Below are 17,205 nucleotides of genomic sequence, written 5' to 3' on the forward strand. Positions count from 1 at the left end.
AGTATTTATAAATGATATGTTAATAATAACAAATTTACCATTAAAGAGGGATAAACATGGAAAAGATAATAAGAGAAGTAACAAGCTTACTAGAAGAGCTTAATATTAAATACAGATTATATAACCATAAGGCAGTATTTACCATAGATGAATTAGATACACTTGATATAAAGTTTGAAGGTATGTACTGTAAAAACTTATTTCTAAAAAATAGTAAAGGTGATATACATTATCTTCTTATTCTAGAAGATTCAAAGAAAGCTAATCTTAAGGAATTAGCAAGGTATCTAAATAGTACCAGGTTATCCTTTGCTAGTGATGAGCGTTTAAACAAGTATTTAGGATTAAAACCAGGATCAGTAACTCCTTTTGGAGTTATAAACGATTCTAAAAATGAAGTTATTGTTTTATTAGATAGAGATTTAGTTGGATTAGATAAAATAAACTTTCATCCAAATACGAATACTGCAACAATAACCATTTCTTACTCTGATCTTTTAAAATTTTTGGAATACGAAGGAAATAGAGTAGACCTTGTAGAAATTTAAATGTAGTTGTATGGAGTCCCTAATATTTTTATAAAGCAAGAAAGAGGATATGAAATTATGTATACTAAAGAAGTTAATATAAAAGAAAGTCTTAAATCCGATTGTAAAAATTGTTTTGGATTATGTTGTGTATCATTATTTTTTTCTAAATCAGAGGGGTTTCCTATAGATAAAATTGCAGGCAAACCCTGTATAAATCTAAAAGATGATTTTAAATGTAGGGTTCATAAAGACTTAAATAAAAAAGGTCTTAAAGGCTGCCTTGCTTACGATTGTTTTGGAGCAGGACAAAAAGTCTCTCAAGTTACATATATGGGTGAAAGCTGGAAAGACAATCCAAATATTTCAAAAGAAATGTATGAAGTTTTTGTTATTGTTAGGCAACTTCATGAAATACTTTGGTATCTTACTGAAGCATTTAGGTTACAATCCGATTTAGAAGTTAAGAAAAATTTAGAGTCTTTAATTCGAAAAACTGAAGAGTTTACTAAATCAAATAGTCAAGCTATCTTAAAAATAGATATTATTTCTCATAGGTTTGAAGTTAACAAACTACTTTTAGAAACTAGTAAATCCATTAGAAATAAGGTAAAGAAAAAAAACTCAAATCATTTAAAAGCTAAAAACAATTTCAGCCTTATGGGAAAAGACCTTAGAAAAACTGAATTAATTGGAGAGGATTTAAGTGGATCTTTTTTAATTGCTGCAAATTTAAGTTGTGTAGATTTAAGTTTTACTGATCTTATAGGTGCAGACTTAAGAGATGCTAATATTAGGGGAGCTGATTTGTCAAAAAGTATTTATTTAACTCAAGCTCAGATTAATTCCGCCAAAGGCGATTATAATACAAGATTACCCAAAACTCTTATTAGGCCTTCTCATTGGACAAAGTAATTTATATTTAGGAGTGATATTCATGAAAGAGGTTAAATTAAAAAACGGTGAAGTTTTATTTATTAGGAAACCTACAATTGAAGATGCTGAAAATATGATCAAATATCTAAACACTATAGGAGGAGAAAGTGATAACTTGCTTTTTTCAAAAGATGATTTCCATCTATCCATTGAACAAGAAAAGGAATATATAAAAAATCTTACGAATAACACTAGCTCAATTATGTTGTTAGGGTTAATTAATAACGAAATCATTAGTGTTTCAGGATTAATTACTAGCTCAAGAAAAAGAATAGCACATAATAGTGAGTTTTCGATATCGGTAAAAAAGACCTATTGGGGATTAGGAGTAGGGAACGCTATTATGGATGCAACTATAAACTTTGCAAAAAGTACTAAAATGATAAAAAATATCAGTTTAGGAGTTAAATCTGACAATGTTAATGCAATCAAATTATATGAAAAGCATGGATTCGTAAAGACTGGAGTTCATAAAAACTTTTTTAATATTGATGGGATTTATTATGATGAGATTTTAATGGATTTAAACTTATAGATTTAAATAAATATAAAAGAAGGTACTCTATAAAAAATTGTAGTACCTTCTTTTTATATGTGAAATATATCAAAATAGGAGGTTGATATATTTAAAAAAATTAAAGGAAGGAAGAGGTAAATATTGGTGATATTCAATGGTTCATTGTATCCTTCCTTTATATGAACAACATTCATTGGGGGAATGTTATTGAAATTATTGACTTAAATCTTTAATATTATTCAATTAAGTTGATTATTTTTTTATAAATTTACGTTATACAATTTGGTTAAATATGCTATAATTTTAATATAAAATAAAAGGATTAATTTATTATCATAAATAGAGTAAATATCATATATTTATATAAGAAAACATTTACTTTAAGCAATTAGATATAAGCTTTCAAATCATTGTTCTTTGAAAAGTGGATAATACGGTGTAAAACAATAGCAAAGATGCATTTATATGAAAATATATTAATTAAAGGAATTTAAAGCACCGTAATATTCATAACTGAGTTGTACGGTGTTTTTATCATACAACTCGAATTTAGGATGAGCTAAATGATTAATAACAATAAGAGTAGGTAGATTAATATGAGTATGCAAGTAATAGATTTTTTAAAGTTTAATATATTGGAAGAACCTATATGGTTTAAAAGTGCTAAAGAAGCTGACTCTTGGGGTAAAGCTTCTTATAAGTCGTGGTTAGATACTCTAACTACTAAAGAAAGAGTTGCACTAACCAAGTATACTGGCGAAGTATTTTATAGTAATATTAATGATACTTTAAGAGGATTTGGTTCTTTTAATGGTGCAAACGAAGCATACTGCCACTTATTAACTAGTGCTTTAGAAAAAGCTGTTACTCCAGAGGATATATTAGTCTATAGAGGAACATCGAAAATGATGCTTGGAGAGCTTAGAAATTTACCTGTTAATCAATTAGAAGGAAAAATTATTGAAGATAAGGCTTTTATGAGTACAAGTTTAGTTGAAGGCGAAATATATGATAGTAACCTAATATTACACATGAATGTTCCTAAAGGTGCCCATGGTGCATATATTGGAAACTTGAGTTTTTTACAAAATGAATGTGAATTTCTATTAAATAGAGGTTATAGAATGTTAATCAAAAAGGTATTAAAAAATAGCTTATGTTATTTAAAACTAGAAGTTGATGTATTGATAGAATAATTTCAAAATTATATATAGTAAGGAAGTGTTTCAATGATAAGATTAGTACAAGGATCCGTATTAGGTTTTTGCGTTGGAGATGCACTAGGCGTACCCGTAGAATTTGTTGATAGAGGAACACTTAAATATAAACCGGTTGTTGATATGCGTTCTTTTGGTGTTCATGGACAGCAGAAAGGAACATGGTCAGATGATAGTTCATTATTATTATGCACAATGGAAAGTTTGCTCCAAGGATATGATATAGTAAATTTAGCTAATACATTTTTAGCATGGCTTGAAAATGGGCATTGGACAGCTAGGGGAAGAGTGTTCGATGTCGGTTTTACTACAATAGAGTCTTTAAAAAGAATAAAAAGGGGCATAGCTCCATTAGAATCTGGTAATAGAACTGTTTTTGATAATGGAAACGGCTCTTTAATGAGAATACTTCCTTTTATATTTTATTTGAATAATGAAACAAACTCCTTTAGAAAATTTAGAATAGTTGGTGAAGTCTCAGGTATAACTCATGGTCATATTGTAAGCAAAGTAGCCTGTTCAATATATGTCGAAATGGGGATAAACATATTAAAAGGTTACAGTTTAAGGGATAGTTATGAGTTAATGAAGGAAGTTATACTTAAACATTACATAAACAAACCCACAAAAGAACTAGATAAGTTTTCAAGAATATTAAAGCAGGATATCAGAATATTTAAAGAAGAAGATATTAAATCTACAGGTTATGTGTTAGATACTTTAGAAGCTGTTTTTTGGTGTTTATTAACTAGTAAATCATATAAAGAAGCTGTTTTAAAAGGAATAAATTTAGGTGAAGATACAGATACAATCGGGGCCTTAATAGGTGGACTAGCAGGATTGTATTATGGCATTGATAGTATACCTGAAGATTGGATAACTACTTTAGCTAGAAAAGATGACATTGTCGAATTATGTATTTTATTTGCAAATGAATTTAAATTGATATAAAATAAAACCTAGAAGAATCTTAGTTCTTCTAGGTTTTTATATCGTTATAAGATTAAGAAGTAAATAGAGGAGAATTAAAAATACGACAATTGCAATTAGTTAAAACTAGATAATAAAATCTTTAGTATATTATATGTAAAACATAGAACTTTTGCTACTAAATTTGATTATTTATAAAAAGATGAAACTAAAAAATTTCATCTTTTTTTATTTTATGTAAAATATAGTTAATTAAAAACACAAATAGCTCTTCGTCAAAATATTTAACAGAACCTAGTATTTATCAAAGTTTTGCAATCTTTTTTTAAATAGAATTCAATTTTTGTTTAGTCTTAATACAAAAGTTGAACCTAAATGAAATTGAAAACGATAAATGTTTCAAATAGAATAAATATTGAGGAGGGGATGAAAAATAAACTCCAAGGAAGAGATTATAATAAATCTTAATAAGGAAGTGGGGATTATTATAAATGGATAAAGAAATTGTATCAATTCTTCAGATTTTATTAAATAGTACATTAGTTACTACAAAAGGATTGCAAGAAGAAACTAATTCTTCAAAAAGACAAGTTACCTACAGGCTAGATAAAATTAACGATTTGTTTAAAACAAAGAGAATACCTTTATTATCCTTAGGCGCTAATAAAGATATTATAGTACCAAAAGAAACAAAGGATGTTATTAAAGAAATTCTCGAAAAAAACTATTCAAAAAATACTTACTACTTTAGTAAAAATGAACGACTTCTATATATATATTTAATGCTTTTTATTAACATGGAAGATGTATCAATTAATCATTTTATAGATTCATTAAAGGTGAGCAGATCTACTGTAAACCTTGATTTTAAGGACTTGATACCTGATCTTGAGAAAAAAGGCATTGAAATTAAAAACAATCGTACAAACGGCTATTATTTAGTTGGGTCTGAAATGGAAATTAGAAGAGTACTTATAAAAAATATTATAGAGACCCTATCAAATGAAGAGAGTTCAAGAGTTTTTGATATTTTTATTGAAGAGTATAAACTAGATAGTTTTGAAAAAGCAAAAAAAATTATATCAAAGCTTGTTAAAAAACATCAAATTACTTTCGTTGAAAATAGATTAGTAGAATTTATCTATATATTCATTTTCTTAAAGGCGAGAATGCTTTCAAAGAAGGTAATTATTTCAGAAAATATAGATATACCTAATATTGCAGTTATGAACTCAATGAAGGAATATAAATTTGCGGAAGAGTTACTTGAATTATATGATAGCAAAGATAAAATTAAATCTCATGATGTAATGTACATTAGTGCTTGGATTTTAGGTATATCAGTTGGAAATGATGAAGATGATACAAAAGACAAATCTGTTATCTCAGAAATTGTACATAAGATGATGACAAAGTTTGAGTATTTAAGTGGTGTTTATTATATAAGTAAAGAAAAAATATTTAAACAACTATACTCTCATTTTAGACCAGCTTATTACAGACTCTTGTTCAAATTACCTGTTTACAATCCACTTTGTGAAAAGGTAAAAGAAGAATACCGATTAGTATACAGAATTGTAAGTAATGCTATGAAAGAATTCTGCGGTCTATTTGGAGAAGAAATTCAAGAAGAGGAATTAGCATATTTAACAATGCATTTTGCAGCTATTTTCTCTAACAAAAAAGAATTTGATATTCTTAGAAAAAGGACGGCTCTAATAGTTTGTTCAAACGGTGTTGGTAGCTCAGCTATCTTACATGCAGAGCTTACAAGCTTATTTCCAGAACTACACTTTTTACCACCGTTAGAATCTTCTAAACTAGAAAACTTCGTTGGATCTGTAGATATAGTGTTTACTACTAATTATAAAGCAGAAGGTTTAGAAATAGATGCACCAGTAATTAAAGTTAGTCCTGTAATGACCCAAAAGGAGAAATATAAGATTACACGTGAAGTGTATATTCAATTGGGTGATATTTTTTTAAGACAACCAAAAATAGATGAAGTTATGGATATAATTAAAAAATACGCGAAAGTAACTTCTGAAAGTATGCTTTCAAGTGAATTATTATCCTATTTTACACAAATAGAGAATTTTACGTCTAAAGGAGAGGAAGGACTTATGCTAAGTGATATTACAAATGAAACACTAGTAAAACTAAATGTTCCAGCTAAAGATTGGGAGGATGCTATAAGACAGTCAGCTTCTGTTTTAGTTGAAAATAACAAAGTAACTGAAGCTTATGTAGATGCAATGGTTAACACTGCAAAAGAATCTGGTCCCTATATCGTAATTACAAAACATGTGGCACTTCCACATGCAAGACCAGAAGCAGGATCAAAAGAAATTTCAATAGGAATTGCAACTTTAGAAACTCCTGTTGAATTTGGAAATGATGATAATGATCCTGTAAAATATGTCTTTTGTTTAAGTGCTATAGATAATAATAGCCACTTACGCGCTATGTCTGAGTTAGTTGAATTATTCGAAATGGATGAGTTTTTTAGAACTCTAGATAACGCTAAGGATCCAAAAGAAGTTATTGATTTTATAAAATCACACGAATCATAAGGAGGAATTAGTTATGTATAAATTATTAATCGCTTGTAGAGCAGGGGTTGGATCAAGTTTAATGCTAAAAATCAAAACTCAACAAGTTATAAAGGAAAACAACTTTCCAATAGAAGTTGAGCACGGTTCATTAGATTCATTAAATGGATTTACTGGAGATGCAGTAGAAACATTGATTGATGTAGCTGAAGAATTACAAGGTAAAAATTTAAAATTTGATATTATTGGTATTCGTAATATAGTTGACCGTAATGAAATTAAAACAGCATTAGAAAAATTTCTTGCTTCAAAAGAAAAATAAAATTTAATTAAATAACAAAATTAAATAAGATAAGGGGTAATATATATGAAATTTATTATAAGTTTATTAAGTACACCTGCTGTATTACTTGGTGTAGTTGCATGTATAGGTCTAATTCTTCAAAAGAAATCAGTTACTGAAATATTTACTGGTGCTTCAAAAACACTTATTGGTTTCTTAGTATTTGGTATTGGTGCTTCAGCAATGACTGGATCATTACAAAACTTTAACAAACTATTCCAATATGGTTTTGGTATAACAGGTGTTATAGCTTCTCCAGAAGCTGCTACAGCACTTGCTCAAAGTACATATGGTTTCGAAGTTTCATTAACATTGATTCTAGGATTCATATTAAACTTAGTGTTTGCACGTATTACAAGATTTAAGAACATATTCTTTACAACAGGTCATAGTTTGTTCTTCTCTTGCGTACTTGTACTAATTATGCAAGCTCACGGATTTAGTAGTACAGTTACTATCTTAGTTGCTGCAACTATATTAGGCTTTATGTCTGCTGCATTACCTCAATTCTGTCAACCATTTATGCGTGATATGACAGGTGGAGATGAGCAAGCAATCGGTCACTTTAACATGATTGGTTACGGTTTATCAGGTTATCTTGGTCGTATATTCTCAAAACATAAAGAAGAAACTACAGAATCTATAGAATTCCCTAAATGGTTATCAATATTCAGAGATTTCTTAATGGGTCTATCAATAGTTATGCTTTTATTATTCTATGTTGCTACAATAAAAGCTGGTCAAACATTTACTCAAGAACTTGCAGGTTCACAACATTGGTTAGTATTCCCTCTAGTTCAAGCGTTTACATTTGTTGCTGGTATGTCAATATTAATGACAGGTGTTCGTATGTTCTTAGCTGAAATTACAGCTGCATTCGTTGTTATTTCAGAAAAATATATTCCAGGTTCAAGACCAGCATTAGACGTACCAACAGTATTCCCATATGCACCAAATGCAGTTATTCTTGGATTTATATCAGCATACACTGCAGGTTTATTAGCAATAGTTGTTATGGTATCATTCCCTAGCGTATTCCCAGTTGTTATTATCCCAGCTGCTCATATCTGTTTCTTCTCAGGTGGTACAGCTGCAGTATTTGGTAACTCATCTGGTGGATGGAGAGGTGCTCTTTTAGGATCGTTTGTTGCTGGATTATTACTTGCTTTCTTACCAACAATTCTTTATCCAGTATACGGAACACTTGGTATTGAAGGTGCAACATTCCCTAACATAGACTACAACGTAGTTGGAACTACATTGCATAAGATTTTACAATTAATAAAACCTATCTAAGCTAGATTAAATATATATAAGAGCCATAGATATGGCTCTTATAACGATTCTGTTAGGTTGTTATGAAAAAATAGCTTAACATTTCGTAGAATTACTCGTTCTTTGAAAATTATATAAGTTTGAATAAATTTTTGTATGGCAAATAAGCCTACAAAAAGTTAGATTTTTGCAGGTTAATCAAAGATATTAAGTTGAGATTAAGCAGCGACAAACCAAGATTTACGATCAATGCTATTGCTAGCGAAGCCTGCAACTTCAGCAGGTGTGAGATTATTTAATGAACCATGAGGCCTAATGAAATTATAGTGAAAGACAAATAAGTATATTAAGTTATTTGCTTTCTCAAAAGAGTTAAACCCTTTTTTAGCTTTATACCAAGCTTTAAATGTTTTGTTAAAAGACTCAATTAAATTGTTTGATATGTCGCTAGACATAGGAGCAACAGGCACATGCTTGTTTTCGCCCAATAGCTTCGCTACAGCTTGGTTATATGAAGGTAGTCTATCAGTTATAAAGTTTGATGGCATTCCAAATTGTTTAGCTTGGTTTACTAGTGTAAATGCTGAATCCTCACTACGTGATTTGGTTAGATGAAAAGCTAAAATAAATCTCGTTTCAGAGTCAATAGCTAACCATAAATAATAGCGTTCACCATTTATAAAGACCACTGTTTCGTCAGCATGCCAATCGTCAGATTGGAGATCTAGCTGCTCTTTAAACTTATCAGCTTTTTGTTTGAAAAAAGGTGCAAACTTTTGAGTCCAACTAGCTATTGTGACATGAGAAACCTTTATATTTGAAGTTACGAAAAGGAACTGTGAAATAGTTCTTGTTGATGAGTTGTTTAAAAAATATAAAGTTAATGCAGTCAGAATAGTATGGAGTGGAAAACGCATACCTTTCATAGAAAGGGAACCGGTTAGGTTTTCACTGGAGGCATCATCTATATTTAGGTTATGGTGATGAACAATGATATGATTGCACTTCTTATTACCACATTTATAGCGATTATAGTGTTTATAGATGTGATGCAAGAAAGTTGCTTTACCACACTTTGGACATCTTGGATATTTAGATGTTACCCGCTTTCTGACGGAGTCAGGTGCGAATTGTCGCTTACACTTTTTACATTGATATTTTTGATTAGCCTGCTTATCTAAACCAAACTTATATAGTTGGTCAGAGTTACAACGAGGACATTTTACTTTTGTTTTGTTCATTGCGCTTCTCCTTTCAAGGGGGACATTTAGTTCTAGTCAAACTTATTGTATTTCCTAGGATTGAGAAGAGCAATGTTCATATAACTTAACAGAACGCTTATAACTTTAAGGAGGACAAATTATGATAGAAAAAACACTACCAACATTCTTAGATATTCTATCTAGTGAAGTATCAACATTTATTTCTTCTATAGATGAACAAGCTATAAACAACGCACGTGATCTAATTCTTGAATCTGAAAAAAATCATGGACGTGTACATGTTACTGGTATAGGTAAACCTGGTCATGTATCAGGATATATATCTTCACTACTTTCATCAACAGGAACTCCAGCTTACACACTACATGGTACAGAAGCAGTTCATGGTTCAAGCGGACAAGTAGTACCTGGTGATGTTGTTATTGCAATATCCAATAGTGGTGAAACTCAAGAGTTAAAAGCAACAGTAGAAACATTAAAAGCTAATGGTGCAAAAATAATCGGTGTAAGCGGTAATGCTGATTCATGGTTAAAAAATGCATCTGATGCTTTCTTATACGCAGGAGTTAAAAATGAAGGAGATGATCTTAATAAAGCTCCACGTGCTTCAATTCTTGCAGAAACTATCGCATTACAATCATTAAGTGTTGCATTACAATATGCTAAAGGACTTGATTCACAAAAATATTTAAAATGGCATCCAGGCGGAAGTCTTGGACAATCTATTAGAGAAGGGAAGTAATTATATGGATTATAAAGGTATTATATGTGCAATGATTACACCTCTTGATGAAAATCAAGATATAAATCCAAAAGCAACTCGCGAATTAATTGATTATCTAATTAATAAAGGCGTTTATGGATTATTTATTTTAGGTACAAATGGTGAATGTCATGTACTTACAGATGATGAAAAAGTTGAGTTTGCTAAAATTGTTATAGAACACACTAATAATCGTGTTCCTGTATTTGTTGGTACAGGCGGTAATTCAACACGTGAAGTTATTAACTTATCGAAAAGAATGGAAGCAATAGGCGCAAGTGCACTATCAATTATTACTCCATACTTTGTCCCACCAACTCAGAAAGAATTAATTGAACACTACAAGGCTGTTGCAGCTGAAGTTAGTTTACCAATAATGATGTATAACATGCCTGGTAAAACAGGAATTAATATAGAACCTGAATCAGTAAAGGAATTAGCTAAGGTTAAAAATATTGTTGGAATCAAAGACAGCGGTGGAAAATTAGATAACATGAAAGCTTATCTTGAGGTAACTAAAGGAGAGGACTTTGGCGTATTCTCAGGGTCTGATTCGCTTATCCTTGATATCCTAAAAGTAGGCGGACATGGTGCAGTTGCTGCAACTGCAAACTTCCTTGCTGGTATTGATGTTGCAATCTATAACAACTTTATAAAAGGTGATATAGAAGCCGCTCAAAAAGCTCAAGATAGCATTGAAGAACTTCGCCGTATTTTAAAATTTGGAACAATACCATCAGTCATAAAGCAAACGGTTGTCTTTAACGGCATAAATGTTGGTCCAGCACGTCTCCCTGTAAGCAAACTAACAGGAGAAAGACTTGATGAAATCAAACGTGTAGTAGAAACTTATAAAGAAAAATTTAATAAAGATTTATAATACAAATCTTTATAAGTTTAGTTAAATTCAATACAGACATAAACGTATTTTAATGAATATCGAGGTGGATTATATGAAAAAGATGAATATAACAAAAAGAATGGCAGAAGTTGGAGCACTTGCAATTGTAAGAGCAGAAACACTTGATCGTGCATGTGAAATCGCAGAAGGCTGTATTAAAGGTGGCATACCAGTTATGGAAATGAGCTATACCTTGAATAATGCCGGAGAAATCATTGAAGGACTTAGCAAAAAATATGGGGAAGCACTTTGCGTAGGAGCAGGAACTGTTTTAGATAGCGAAACAGCTCGTCATGCTATATTACATGGAGCTCAATTCATTATTGCACCAAATTACGATGAAGGTGTAGCTAAAATCTGTAACAGATACCAAATCCCATATGCTCCTGGTTGTACATCTTTAACTGAAGCAGTTGATGCGTTAAGCTTAGGGGCAGCATTTATCAAAGCATTCCCAATATCAGACTTCTATGGTCCAAAACTAGTAAAAGTATTCAAGACACCACTTCCTTATATGCCGATTCTTGCAAGTGGAGGAATTACTCTTGATAACTTACATGTATGGTTAGAAAACGGTGTTGATGTTTGTGGTTTCGGAGGACTATTAACTCAAGGCAGTATTGAAGATATAGCTGAAAATGCTAGAAAAATTAGTGAAATCATTAAAAAGACAAGAGAAGCTTAATATTAATATAAAAGAGGTTGGAAACACTAACTATGTTTCCAACCTTTCTTTTATAATTTGAATATATTTGTTAAATTACTCATGTTTTCAGACAAATCAACTAATTCACTAGAAGTTTTATCAATTTTACCAAATAGTTTTTCTTGTGAATCAAGATTTGATTTAATTTCATTTGATACACTTAATCCATTTTCTATTGTCATATTTATGTCTTCAATAGTAGCTGTCATTTCCTCTAAAGAAGCAGCTTGATTTGTAACTCCATCTGTAATATTTTTAAGCATCTTAAATGTATTTTGCATATTATCTATTATTTTATCTATACTTAATTTGACTTCATTAGATTGAGAAACTCCAAGAATAATCTTTTTATCAGTCATTTCTACAGCAGAAACTACATTTTTTGTTATGCTGCTCATATCTTTTACAAGACTTCCTATATCCTGAAGTGAATTATTAGTATCTTCAGCAAGTTTTCTTATTTCTTCAGCTACTACAGAAAATCCTCTACCTGCCTCACCAGCTCTAGCAGCTTCTATAGCTGCATTTAATGCTAAAAGATTTGTTTGTTCTGAAATTTGAGAAATTATATTAACTATTTCTGAAATCTTATTACTTTGATTTTCTAGTTCAGTAACTTCTTTACTTACATTTTGTCCATTCACTGCAACCTCATTTATAACTTCAACTATTGAGTTAACTGAAGATTTACCAACTTCAGCAGAGTCTTGTACTCCTTTTGCATATGTCTCAATTCTTGCAGCCAGTTCTGCAGTTTGCTGTGAATTATCTGTAATACCAGACAACACCATTGATGCTTGTTTTATACTTTCAGAATTTTGATAAGAATGGTCAATAAGTTTTTTTATGGATTCATTTATATCATTTACCTGGCTATTTGCACGTTCAATTATTGAATTTAAGCTTTCAGAAGAAATAGCCACTTTTCCTGAAGAATTCTGCATAATTGATATCAAATTTTTTAAATTATCTTTTGCTTTAAGTAGAGAAGTGATAAGTTGTCCAGTTTCTCCATGATTAGTTGCTTCTATATCTACAGTCAAATCATTATTCGAAATAGAATCAGCAAGAAGTATACCCTTTTTTAAAGGTTTTATAAGCAATAATTCGGAAACAACTGCTGCTATTACTTGAAAAATTATTATAAAAATTATTGATCTTCCAATAGTTTCAATTGTTATTATTTCAAGAACATCTCCATGAAGAGCATAAGATAGTGAACCTAATATCCCTAAATTTGATAACAACATTGCTACAAAAACCAATACCATTATACGATTACGTATCGAAATATTTTTAATCTTATTCATATTATGTACCACCTTTATGAATTTATTTCTCCCTAAATTAATTGCACTTTTATATTTCTATTAATCACCTCATTCTATAAAAACTAAGACTATTTTTATAGATTAATTATATCAAATTTAATAGATTTAACAACATTAATAAGAATAATTCCATTTCTTAGGTTACCATATGTTATAATATATCTTGATAACGTGTGCAGGAGGGTAAACAATGAACAATATAGTTTTTCTTAATTCAAGCAGAATAGATTTTGACGAAAAACTTAATTTTAAAGCAATAGATAGTTTGGGAAAAGTAACAAAATATTCTCATAGTAATCATGAGGAAATTCTAAAAAGAGTAGAAAATCAAAATATAGTAATTTCTAAGGAGTTACCTATAGGAAGAGATTTAATTGAAAAATTCCCTTCAAGTGTAAAGTTAATTTGCGAAGCTGGTACTGGTTATAATAACATTGATATAGCTTCAGCAAAAGAAAAAGGTATAGTTGTCTGTAATGTGCCTGGGTATAGTACAGAGGCTGTTGCTCAATTAGTTATTACCTTTATATTAAGTTTAAGTTCTTCTTTATCTTATCAACAAAGAATGATTGAAGATAAAGACTATAGAAATTTTACTAACCATCTAATGGTTCCACATTTTGAAATTCAAGGTAAAACTCTTGGAATAATAGGTGCAGGAGCTATTGGACAACAAGTGATTAAAGTTGCTAAGGCCTTAGGTATGAATATACTTGTATATAATAGAAGCTACAAAGATTTAGGTGATCCTAATATTAAGTTTGTAAGCTTAGATGAAGTCCTTAAAGAAAGTGATTTTGTTAGCCTACATTGCCCACTTACTTCTGAGACAAAACATCTTATAGATAAATCAAAGTTAGATTTAATGAAGCCAACCTCTTTTATTATAAACACCGCTAGAGGTTCACTTATAAAAGAAGATGATTTAATTGAAGCATTGAATGAAGAAAAAATTGCAGGAGCTGCTCTTGATGTTCAAGACCCAGAGCCACCAAGTTTAGAAAACCCCTTGTTTTTTATGAGAAATGTTATTTTAACCCCTCATATAGGTTGGAGATGCATTGAATCAAGACAAAGACTTTTAGATTTATTAGCTGAAAACATCAAAGCTTTCATTGATGAAAAAGCTATTAATACAATTTTATAATGAGGTGGATAAAATGAATTATTTAGAAGGAAAAATAGTTATTGTTACTGGTGGAACTTCAGGACTTGGAAAAAGTTTAGTGCTACAATTAATAAATCTTGGAGCTAAGGTTGCTTTCTGTGGAAGATCAGAAGAGAAGGTAAAAACAATTATAAAAGAAATTGGTGAAAACACTAATATTTTTTATGATACATTTGAAATAACAGATGAAACTAAAATATTTAGTTTTGTAAAAGATGTTCATAATAAATTAGGTGCTGTTGATATACTCATTAATTGTGCAGGAGCTAACACTTCAAGAGCATCAGTAAAAGATATACACCTTGAAGACTTTGGCTATATGATGAATTTAAACACTATAGCTCCATTAAATTTTATTAAAGCCTGCTATCCATATATGTCAGATAAAAAGCAAGGATTAATCGTTAATATTCTTTCAACTTGTTGTCTTTTTTCAAATGAAGGGTTAGGATCATATACTGCATCTAAAGGTGCTCTTGATAGTTTAACTAAAGTACTTAGAAAAGAGGCTAGAAAAGATAACATAAGAGTATGTTCTGTTTATCCTGGTGGAATTAATACTTCCTTTAGACCTCAAGCTAGAGAAGAGTATTTAAGTGCAGATATAGCTGCTGAAACTATAATAAATTCTATTAACATCGACGAAAGAGTCGCCTTAGATGAAATAGTATTAAGGCCTTTTATAGAAACAAATTATCGCTAAAATATTAGGAGGAGTATATATGAATTTATGTTGGATAACCCTTACTGTTAATAATATTGAAGAGTCTTTAAAGTTTTACTGTGATATCTTAAATTTAAATGTAGCTGAGAGATTTAAAGCTGGTGAAGATACTGAGATTGTTATGCTTGGAAATAAAGATGAGGTTAAAATAGAGCTTATATGTTACAAAGGAGTAGAAATATTAGAAAGAAAGGGCTTATCTATAGGATTTACTGTGGAATCATTAGAAAAAACTATAGACTATCTAAAAGAAAATAATATTGAATTAGAGAGTCCTATAATTTCACCTAATCCAATGACAAGATTCTTTTTTGTTAAAGATCCTAATGGAATACAAATTCAATTTGTTGAAGAAAAAGAAAGTATAAACTTATAATACAAAATAAAAAAGTGGTATTTTCCACTTTTTTATTTTAGAATCTCATTTAATTGATATAAACTATTTATCTCATAAGTAGGTTTAATACTTGTACTATTTTTAATTCTACCTGGATTGTACCAGCAAGTATCAACCCCATAATTAATACCACCTGAAATATCAGAAGTTAAACTGTCTCCAACCATCAAAACCTTAGATTTATCAGTGAATTTCAAACTATCTAAAGTTATTTCAAATATCTTAGGATTTGGTTTTGATACATTAACTTCTTCAGATACTATAATAGCTTCAAACAAATGTGCCACTTTAGATTGTTTTATTCTACCATTTTGCACATCTCTAAGTCCATTTGTTATAATTGCCATTCTATGTTTTCCATAAAGACTATTTAAAATTTCTTCACTTTCATCATATAAAAAAGACCCAAGTGATAAGTGTTTCATATAAGCTTTTGCAAATTCTAACTCATCAAACTTTACTTCAAGTTTATCAGATAGTCTTTTAAATCTCTCAACTTTTAGTTTTTCTTGTGTAATTAATCCCTCTTCGAATTCTTTCCAAATCGCTGTATTTATATTTTTATAAACCTCAAGATGATAGTTTTCCTCATAATCAAACTTAAATTCTATCATTGAGTTTTTAAAGGCTTCTTTTTCTGATTTCTTAAAATCAAATAAAGTTTCATCAGCGTCAAATAAAATGACATCGTATTTCATGATTTATCCCCCTATATTCTTAAATCCTATAATATATAAAATACCATATTAATAAAGCTTTAACTAGGACAAATGTCCTATTGTGATATTAAGACATTACGCACTTCTGCCCTGTAGAAGCTCTTCTTTTCAAGAGCTTCATTAAACTCCTTAATCTCAACATAATACATTATAATTATGCTATTATGATATTGTGACATTACGACATTACGACATTACGACATTATGATTTTATAACCTGTTGATAATTTAGGGAGGACTTATGAAAAATATTTTAGATAAAAAACTTTTAAAATATTATATAGATAAATATAAAGTTTATGAGATTTTCCATGAAGATATAATAGATGAGGTTATTTTTTGTGTTTATGAAATTGAGGAAACAATTCTTGAGCCAGAAAGTAAACTCCAGTATTATTATCTTCTTGTTGATGGAAAAATCAAAGTAAACTACTTATTTGAAAATGGAAAAAGTAGCTTGCTAAAGTTTTATGATGCATTTATAACTATAGGAGATTTAGAACTTTTAAAAGATCTTCCTGTTCGTTGTCAGGTTGAAGCAGTAGAGGAGAGTTACTTCATTTTAGTTCCTGTTTCTTTGATTAAAGAAAAGTATACTCATTTGAATTTCTTCCGTCATTTAGCTGAATCCTTAAGCGATAAACTTGATGCAACTATAAATAATAGTTCTTATAACTCTACTTATCCACTTATAAATAGACTTTCTAGTTATTTATTAGAATATCTAAAACCAGATAAAGATCATATAGTTTTAAGGAATTCTTTTAAGGATATAGCTGAATTTTTGGGAACAACCTACAGACATTTAAACAGAACTTTAAATGAGCTTGAGGAAAAACAAATCATAAAGTGTAATCAAAATAAGATTTATGTTTTAAATGAAAAAGCGTTAAGAGATCTTAGTAAAAAAGAATATATGAGTTCTTTATGATAAGAGTTGAATTTTTTCAACTCTTTTTTACTGTCAATAAGTTTA

The 17,205-nt window shown here is 29.8% G+C and carries 18 protein-coding genes; 15 read left to right on the forward strand and 3 right to left on the reverse strand.

From position 1 onward, the window contains the following. Positions 1–56: 56 nt before the first annotated feature. From P8F83_RS06760 to P8F83_RS06795, 8 genes are all read left to right on the forward strand, one after another. Complete coding sequence (locus P8F83_RS06760) at positions 57–548, forward strand: prolyl-tRNA synthetase associated domain-containing protein (protein ID WP_326514002.1); 492 nt, start codon at positions 57–59, stop codon at positions 546–548. Positions 549–605: 57 nt separating this feature from the next. Then, positions 606–1,442, forward strand: coding sequence for a pentapeptide repeat-containing protein (locus P8F83_RS06765; RefSeq protein ID WP_326514003.1), 837 nt, complete (start codon positions 606–608; stop codon positions 1,440–1,442). 22 nt (positions 1,443–1,464) lie between these two features. Then, positions 1,465–1,998 (forward strand): GNAT family N-acetyltransferase, encoded by a 534-nt coding sequence (locus tag P8F83_RS06770; protein ID WP_326514004.1) that lies wholly within the window; start codon positions 1,465–1,467, stop codon positions 1,996–1,998. A 578-nt stretch (positions 1,999–2,576) separates the two neighbouring features. Continuing rightward, the gene (locus tag P8F83_RS06775) at positions 2,577–3,176 is read left to right on the forward strand and encodes an ADP-ribosyltransferase (protein ID WP_326514005.1); all 600 of its coding nucleotides are present in this window, start codon (positions 2,577–2,579) and stop codon (positions 3,174–3,176) included. A 33-nt stretch (positions 3,177–3,209) separates the two neighbouring features. Further along, positions 3,210–4,148, forward strand: coding sequence for an ADP-ribosylglycohydrolase family protein (locus tag P8F83_RS06780; protein ID WP_326514006.1), 939 nt, complete (start codon positions 3,210–3,212; stop codon positions 4,146–4,148). A gap of 470 nt (positions 4,149–4,618) precedes the next feature. After that, complete coding sequence (locus tag P8F83_RS06785; RefSeq protein ID WP_326514007.1) at positions 4,619–6,700, forward strand: BglG family transcription antiterminator; 2,082 nt, start codon at positions 4,619–4,621, stop codon at positions 6,698–6,700. A 13-nt stretch (positions 6,701–6,713) separates the two neighbouring features. Then, positions 6,714–7,001, forward strand: coding sequence for a PTS sugar transporter subunit IIB (locus tag P8F83_RS06790; protein ID WP_073016328.1), 288 nt, complete (start codon positions 6,714–6,716; stop codon positions 6,999–7,001). Between the two features lie 45 nt (positions 7,002–7,046). After that, entirely contained in the window at positions 7,047–8,318 is a 1,272-nt protein-coding gene (locus P8F83_RS06795; RefSeq protein WP_073016326.1) for a PTS ascorbate transporter subunit IIC, read from the forward strand. A 197-nt stretch (positions 8,319–8,515) separates the two neighbouring features. Here P8F83_RS06795 and P8F83_RS06800 read toward each other — a convergent pair whose 3' ends face one another. Next, entirely contained in the window at positions 8,516–9,538 is a 1,023-nt protein-coding gene (locus tag P8F83_RS06800; protein ID WP_326511720.1) for an IS6 family transposase, read from the reverse strand. Between the two features lie 121 nt (positions 9,539–9,659). On the opposite strand from P8F83_RS06800, the gene P8F83_RS06805 reads away from it, so the two are divergent. The 3 genes from P8F83_RS06805 (at position 9,660) to P8F83_RS06815 (ending at position 11,869) form a co-directional block, all read left to right on the forward strand. Next, positions 9,660–10,262, forward strand: a complete 603-nt coding sequence (locus tag P8F83_RS06805; protein WP_337250873.1) for an SIS domain-containing protein — start codon at positions 9,660–9,662, stop codon at positions 10,260–10,262. Beyond that, positions 10,234–11,163 carry a 4-hydroxy-tetrahydrodipicolinate synthase gene (gene dapA / locus P8F83_RS06810; RefSeq protein ID WP_326514008.1) on the forward strand — a complete coding sequence of 310 codons (930 nt, stop codon included), beginning with the start codon at positions 10,234–10,236 and terminating at the stop codon, positions 11,161–11,163. Before P8F83_RS06805 ends, dapA begins: the two co-directional genes overlap by 29 nt. A gap of 73 nt (positions 11,164–11,236) precedes the next feature. Beyond that, entirely contained in the window at positions 11,237–11,869 is a 633-nt protein-coding gene (locus P8F83_RS06815; protein WP_326514009.1) for a beta/alpha barrel domain-containing protein, read from the forward strand. A gap of 50 nt (positions 11,870–11,919) precedes the next feature. Here P8F83_RS06815 and P8F83_RS06820 read toward each other — a convergent pair whose 3' ends face one another. Beyond that, positions 11,920–13,200, reverse strand: a complete 1,281-nt coding sequence (locus tag P8F83_RS06820) for a methyl-accepting chemotaxis protein (protein WP_326514010.1) — start codon at positions 13,198–13,200, stop codon at positions 11,920–11,922. A gap of 211 nt (positions 13,201–13,411) precedes the next feature. Here P8F83_RS06820 and P8F83_RS06825 point away from each other — a divergent pair, with 211 nt between their 5' ends. From P8F83_RS06825 to P8F83_RS06835, 3 genes are read left to right on the forward strand one after another with little or no spacing between them, the layout of a single operon-like run. Continuing rightward, on the forward strand, positions 13,412–14,368 hold the full coding sequence (locus P8F83_RS06825) for an NAD(P)-dependent oxidoreductase (RefSeq protein ID WP_326514011.1): 957 nt from the start codon (positions 13,412–13,414) through the stop codon (positions 14,366–14,368). 13 nt (positions 14,369–14,381) lie between these two features. Further along, positions 14,382–15,092, forward strand: a complete 711-nt coding sequence (locus P8F83_RS06830; RefSeq protein WP_326514012.1) for an SDR family oxidoreductase — start codon at positions 14,382–14,384, stop codon at positions 15,090–15,092. A 19-nt stretch (positions 15,093–15,111) separates the two neighbouring features. After that, positions 15,112–15,489 carry a VOC family protein gene (locus P8F83_RS06835; protein ID WP_326514013.1) on the forward strand — a complete coding sequence of 126 codons (378 nt, stop codon included), beginning with the start codon at positions 15,112–15,114 and terminating at the stop codon, positions 15,487–15,489. 32 nt (positions 15,490–15,521) lie between these two features. Here P8F83_RS06835 and P8F83_RS06840 read toward each other — a convergent pair whose 3' ends face one another. Then, positions 15,522–16,208 (reverse strand): YjjG family noncanonical pyrimidine nucleotidase, encoded by a 687-nt coding sequence (locus P8F83_RS06840; RefSeq protein ID WP_326514014.1) that lies wholly within the window; start codon positions 16,206–16,208, stop codon positions 15,522–15,524. Positions 16,209–16,470: 262 nt separating this feature from the next. Between P8F83_RS06840 and P8F83_RS06845 the strand changes: the two genes are divergently transcribed. Beyond that, the gene (locus P8F83_RS06845) at positions 16,471–17,160 is read left to right on the forward strand and encodes a Crp/Fnr family transcriptional regulator (RefSeq protein WP_326514015.1); all 690 of its coding nucleotides are present in this window, start codon (positions 16,471–16,473) and stop codon (positions 17,158–17,160) included. The last annotated feature ends 45 nt before the right edge of the window (positions 17,161–17,205 follow it).

Source organism: Clostridium intestinale (genome assembly GCF_035905475.1).
GTDB classification, from domain to species: Bacteria; Bacillota; Clostridia; order Clostridiales; family Clostridiaceae; genus Clostridium_T; species Clostridium_T intestinale.

Excerpts from the sequence above, each read along its gene's own strand:
- P8F83_RS06825 (WP_326514011.1), top strand. The coding sequence starts at position 13,412 with ATGAACAATATAGTTTTTCTTAATTCAAGCAGAATAGATTTTGACGAA.
- P8F83_RS06815 (WP_326514009.1), top strand. The coding sequence starts at position 11,237 with ATGAAAAAGATGAATATAACAAAAAGAATGGCAGAAGTTGGAGCACTT.
- P8F83_RS06790 (WP_073016328.1), top strand. The coding sequence starts at position 6,714 with ATGTATAAATTATTAATCGCTTGTAGAGCAGGGGTTGGATCAAGTTTA.
- P8F83_RS06785 (WP_326514007.1), top strand. The coding sequence starts at position 4,619 with ATGGATAAAGAAATTGTATCAATTCTTCAGATTTTATTAAATAGTACA.
- P8F83_RS06835 (WP_326514013.1), top strand. The coding sequence starts at position 15,112 with ATGAATTTATGTTGGATAACCCTTACTGTTAATAATATTGAAGAGTCT.
- P8F83_RS06795 (WP_073016326.1), top strand. The coding sequence starts at position 7,047 with ATGAAATTTATTATAAGTTTATTAAGTACACCTGCTGTATTACTTGGT.
- P8F83_RS06775 (WP_326514005.1), top strand. The coding sequence starts at position 2,577 with ATGAGTATGCAAGTAATAGATTTTTTAAAGTTTAATATATTGGAAGAA.
- P8F83_RS06765 (WP_326514003.1), top strand. The coding sequence starts at position 606 with ATGTATACTAAAGAAGTTAATATAAAAGAAAGTCTTAAATCCGATTGT.
- P8F83_RS06845 (WP_326514015.1), top strand. The coding sequence starts at position 16,471 with ATGAAAAATATTTTAGATAAAAAACTTTTAAAATATTATATAGATAAA.
- P8F83_RS06840 (WP_326514014.1), bottom strand. The coding sequence starts at position 16,208 with ATGAAATACGATGTCATTTTATTTGACGCTGATGAAACTTTATTTGAT.
- P8F83_RS06760 (WP_326514002.1), top strand. The coding sequence starts at position 57 with ATGGAAAAGATAATAAGAGAAGTAACAAGCTTACTAGAAGAGCTTAAT.
- P8F83_RS06780 (WP_326514006.1), top strand. The coding sequence starts at position 3,210 with ATGATAAGATTAGTACAAGGATCCGTATTAGGTTTTTGCGTTGGAGAT.
- P8F83_RS06830 (WP_326514012.1), top strand. The coding sequence starts at position 14,382 with ATGAATTATTTAGAAGGAAAAATAGTTATTGTTACTGGTGGAACTTCA.
- P8F83_RS06805 (WP_337250873.1), top strand. The coding sequence starts at position 9,660 with ATGATAGAAAAAACACTACCAACATTCTTAGATATTCTATCTAGTGAA.
- P8F83_RS06820 (WP_326514010.1), bottom strand. The coding sequence starts at position 13,200 with ATGAATAAGATTAAAAATATTTCGATACGTAATCGTATAATGGTATTG.
- P8F83_RS06800 (WP_326511720.1), bottom strand. The coding sequence starts at position 9,538 with ATGAACAAAACAAAAGTAAAATGTCCTCGTTGTAACTCTGACCAACTA.
- P8F83_RS06770 (WP_326514004.1), top strand. The coding sequence starts at position 1,465 with ATGAAAGAGGTTAAATTAAAAAACGGTGAAGTTTTATTTATTAGGAAA.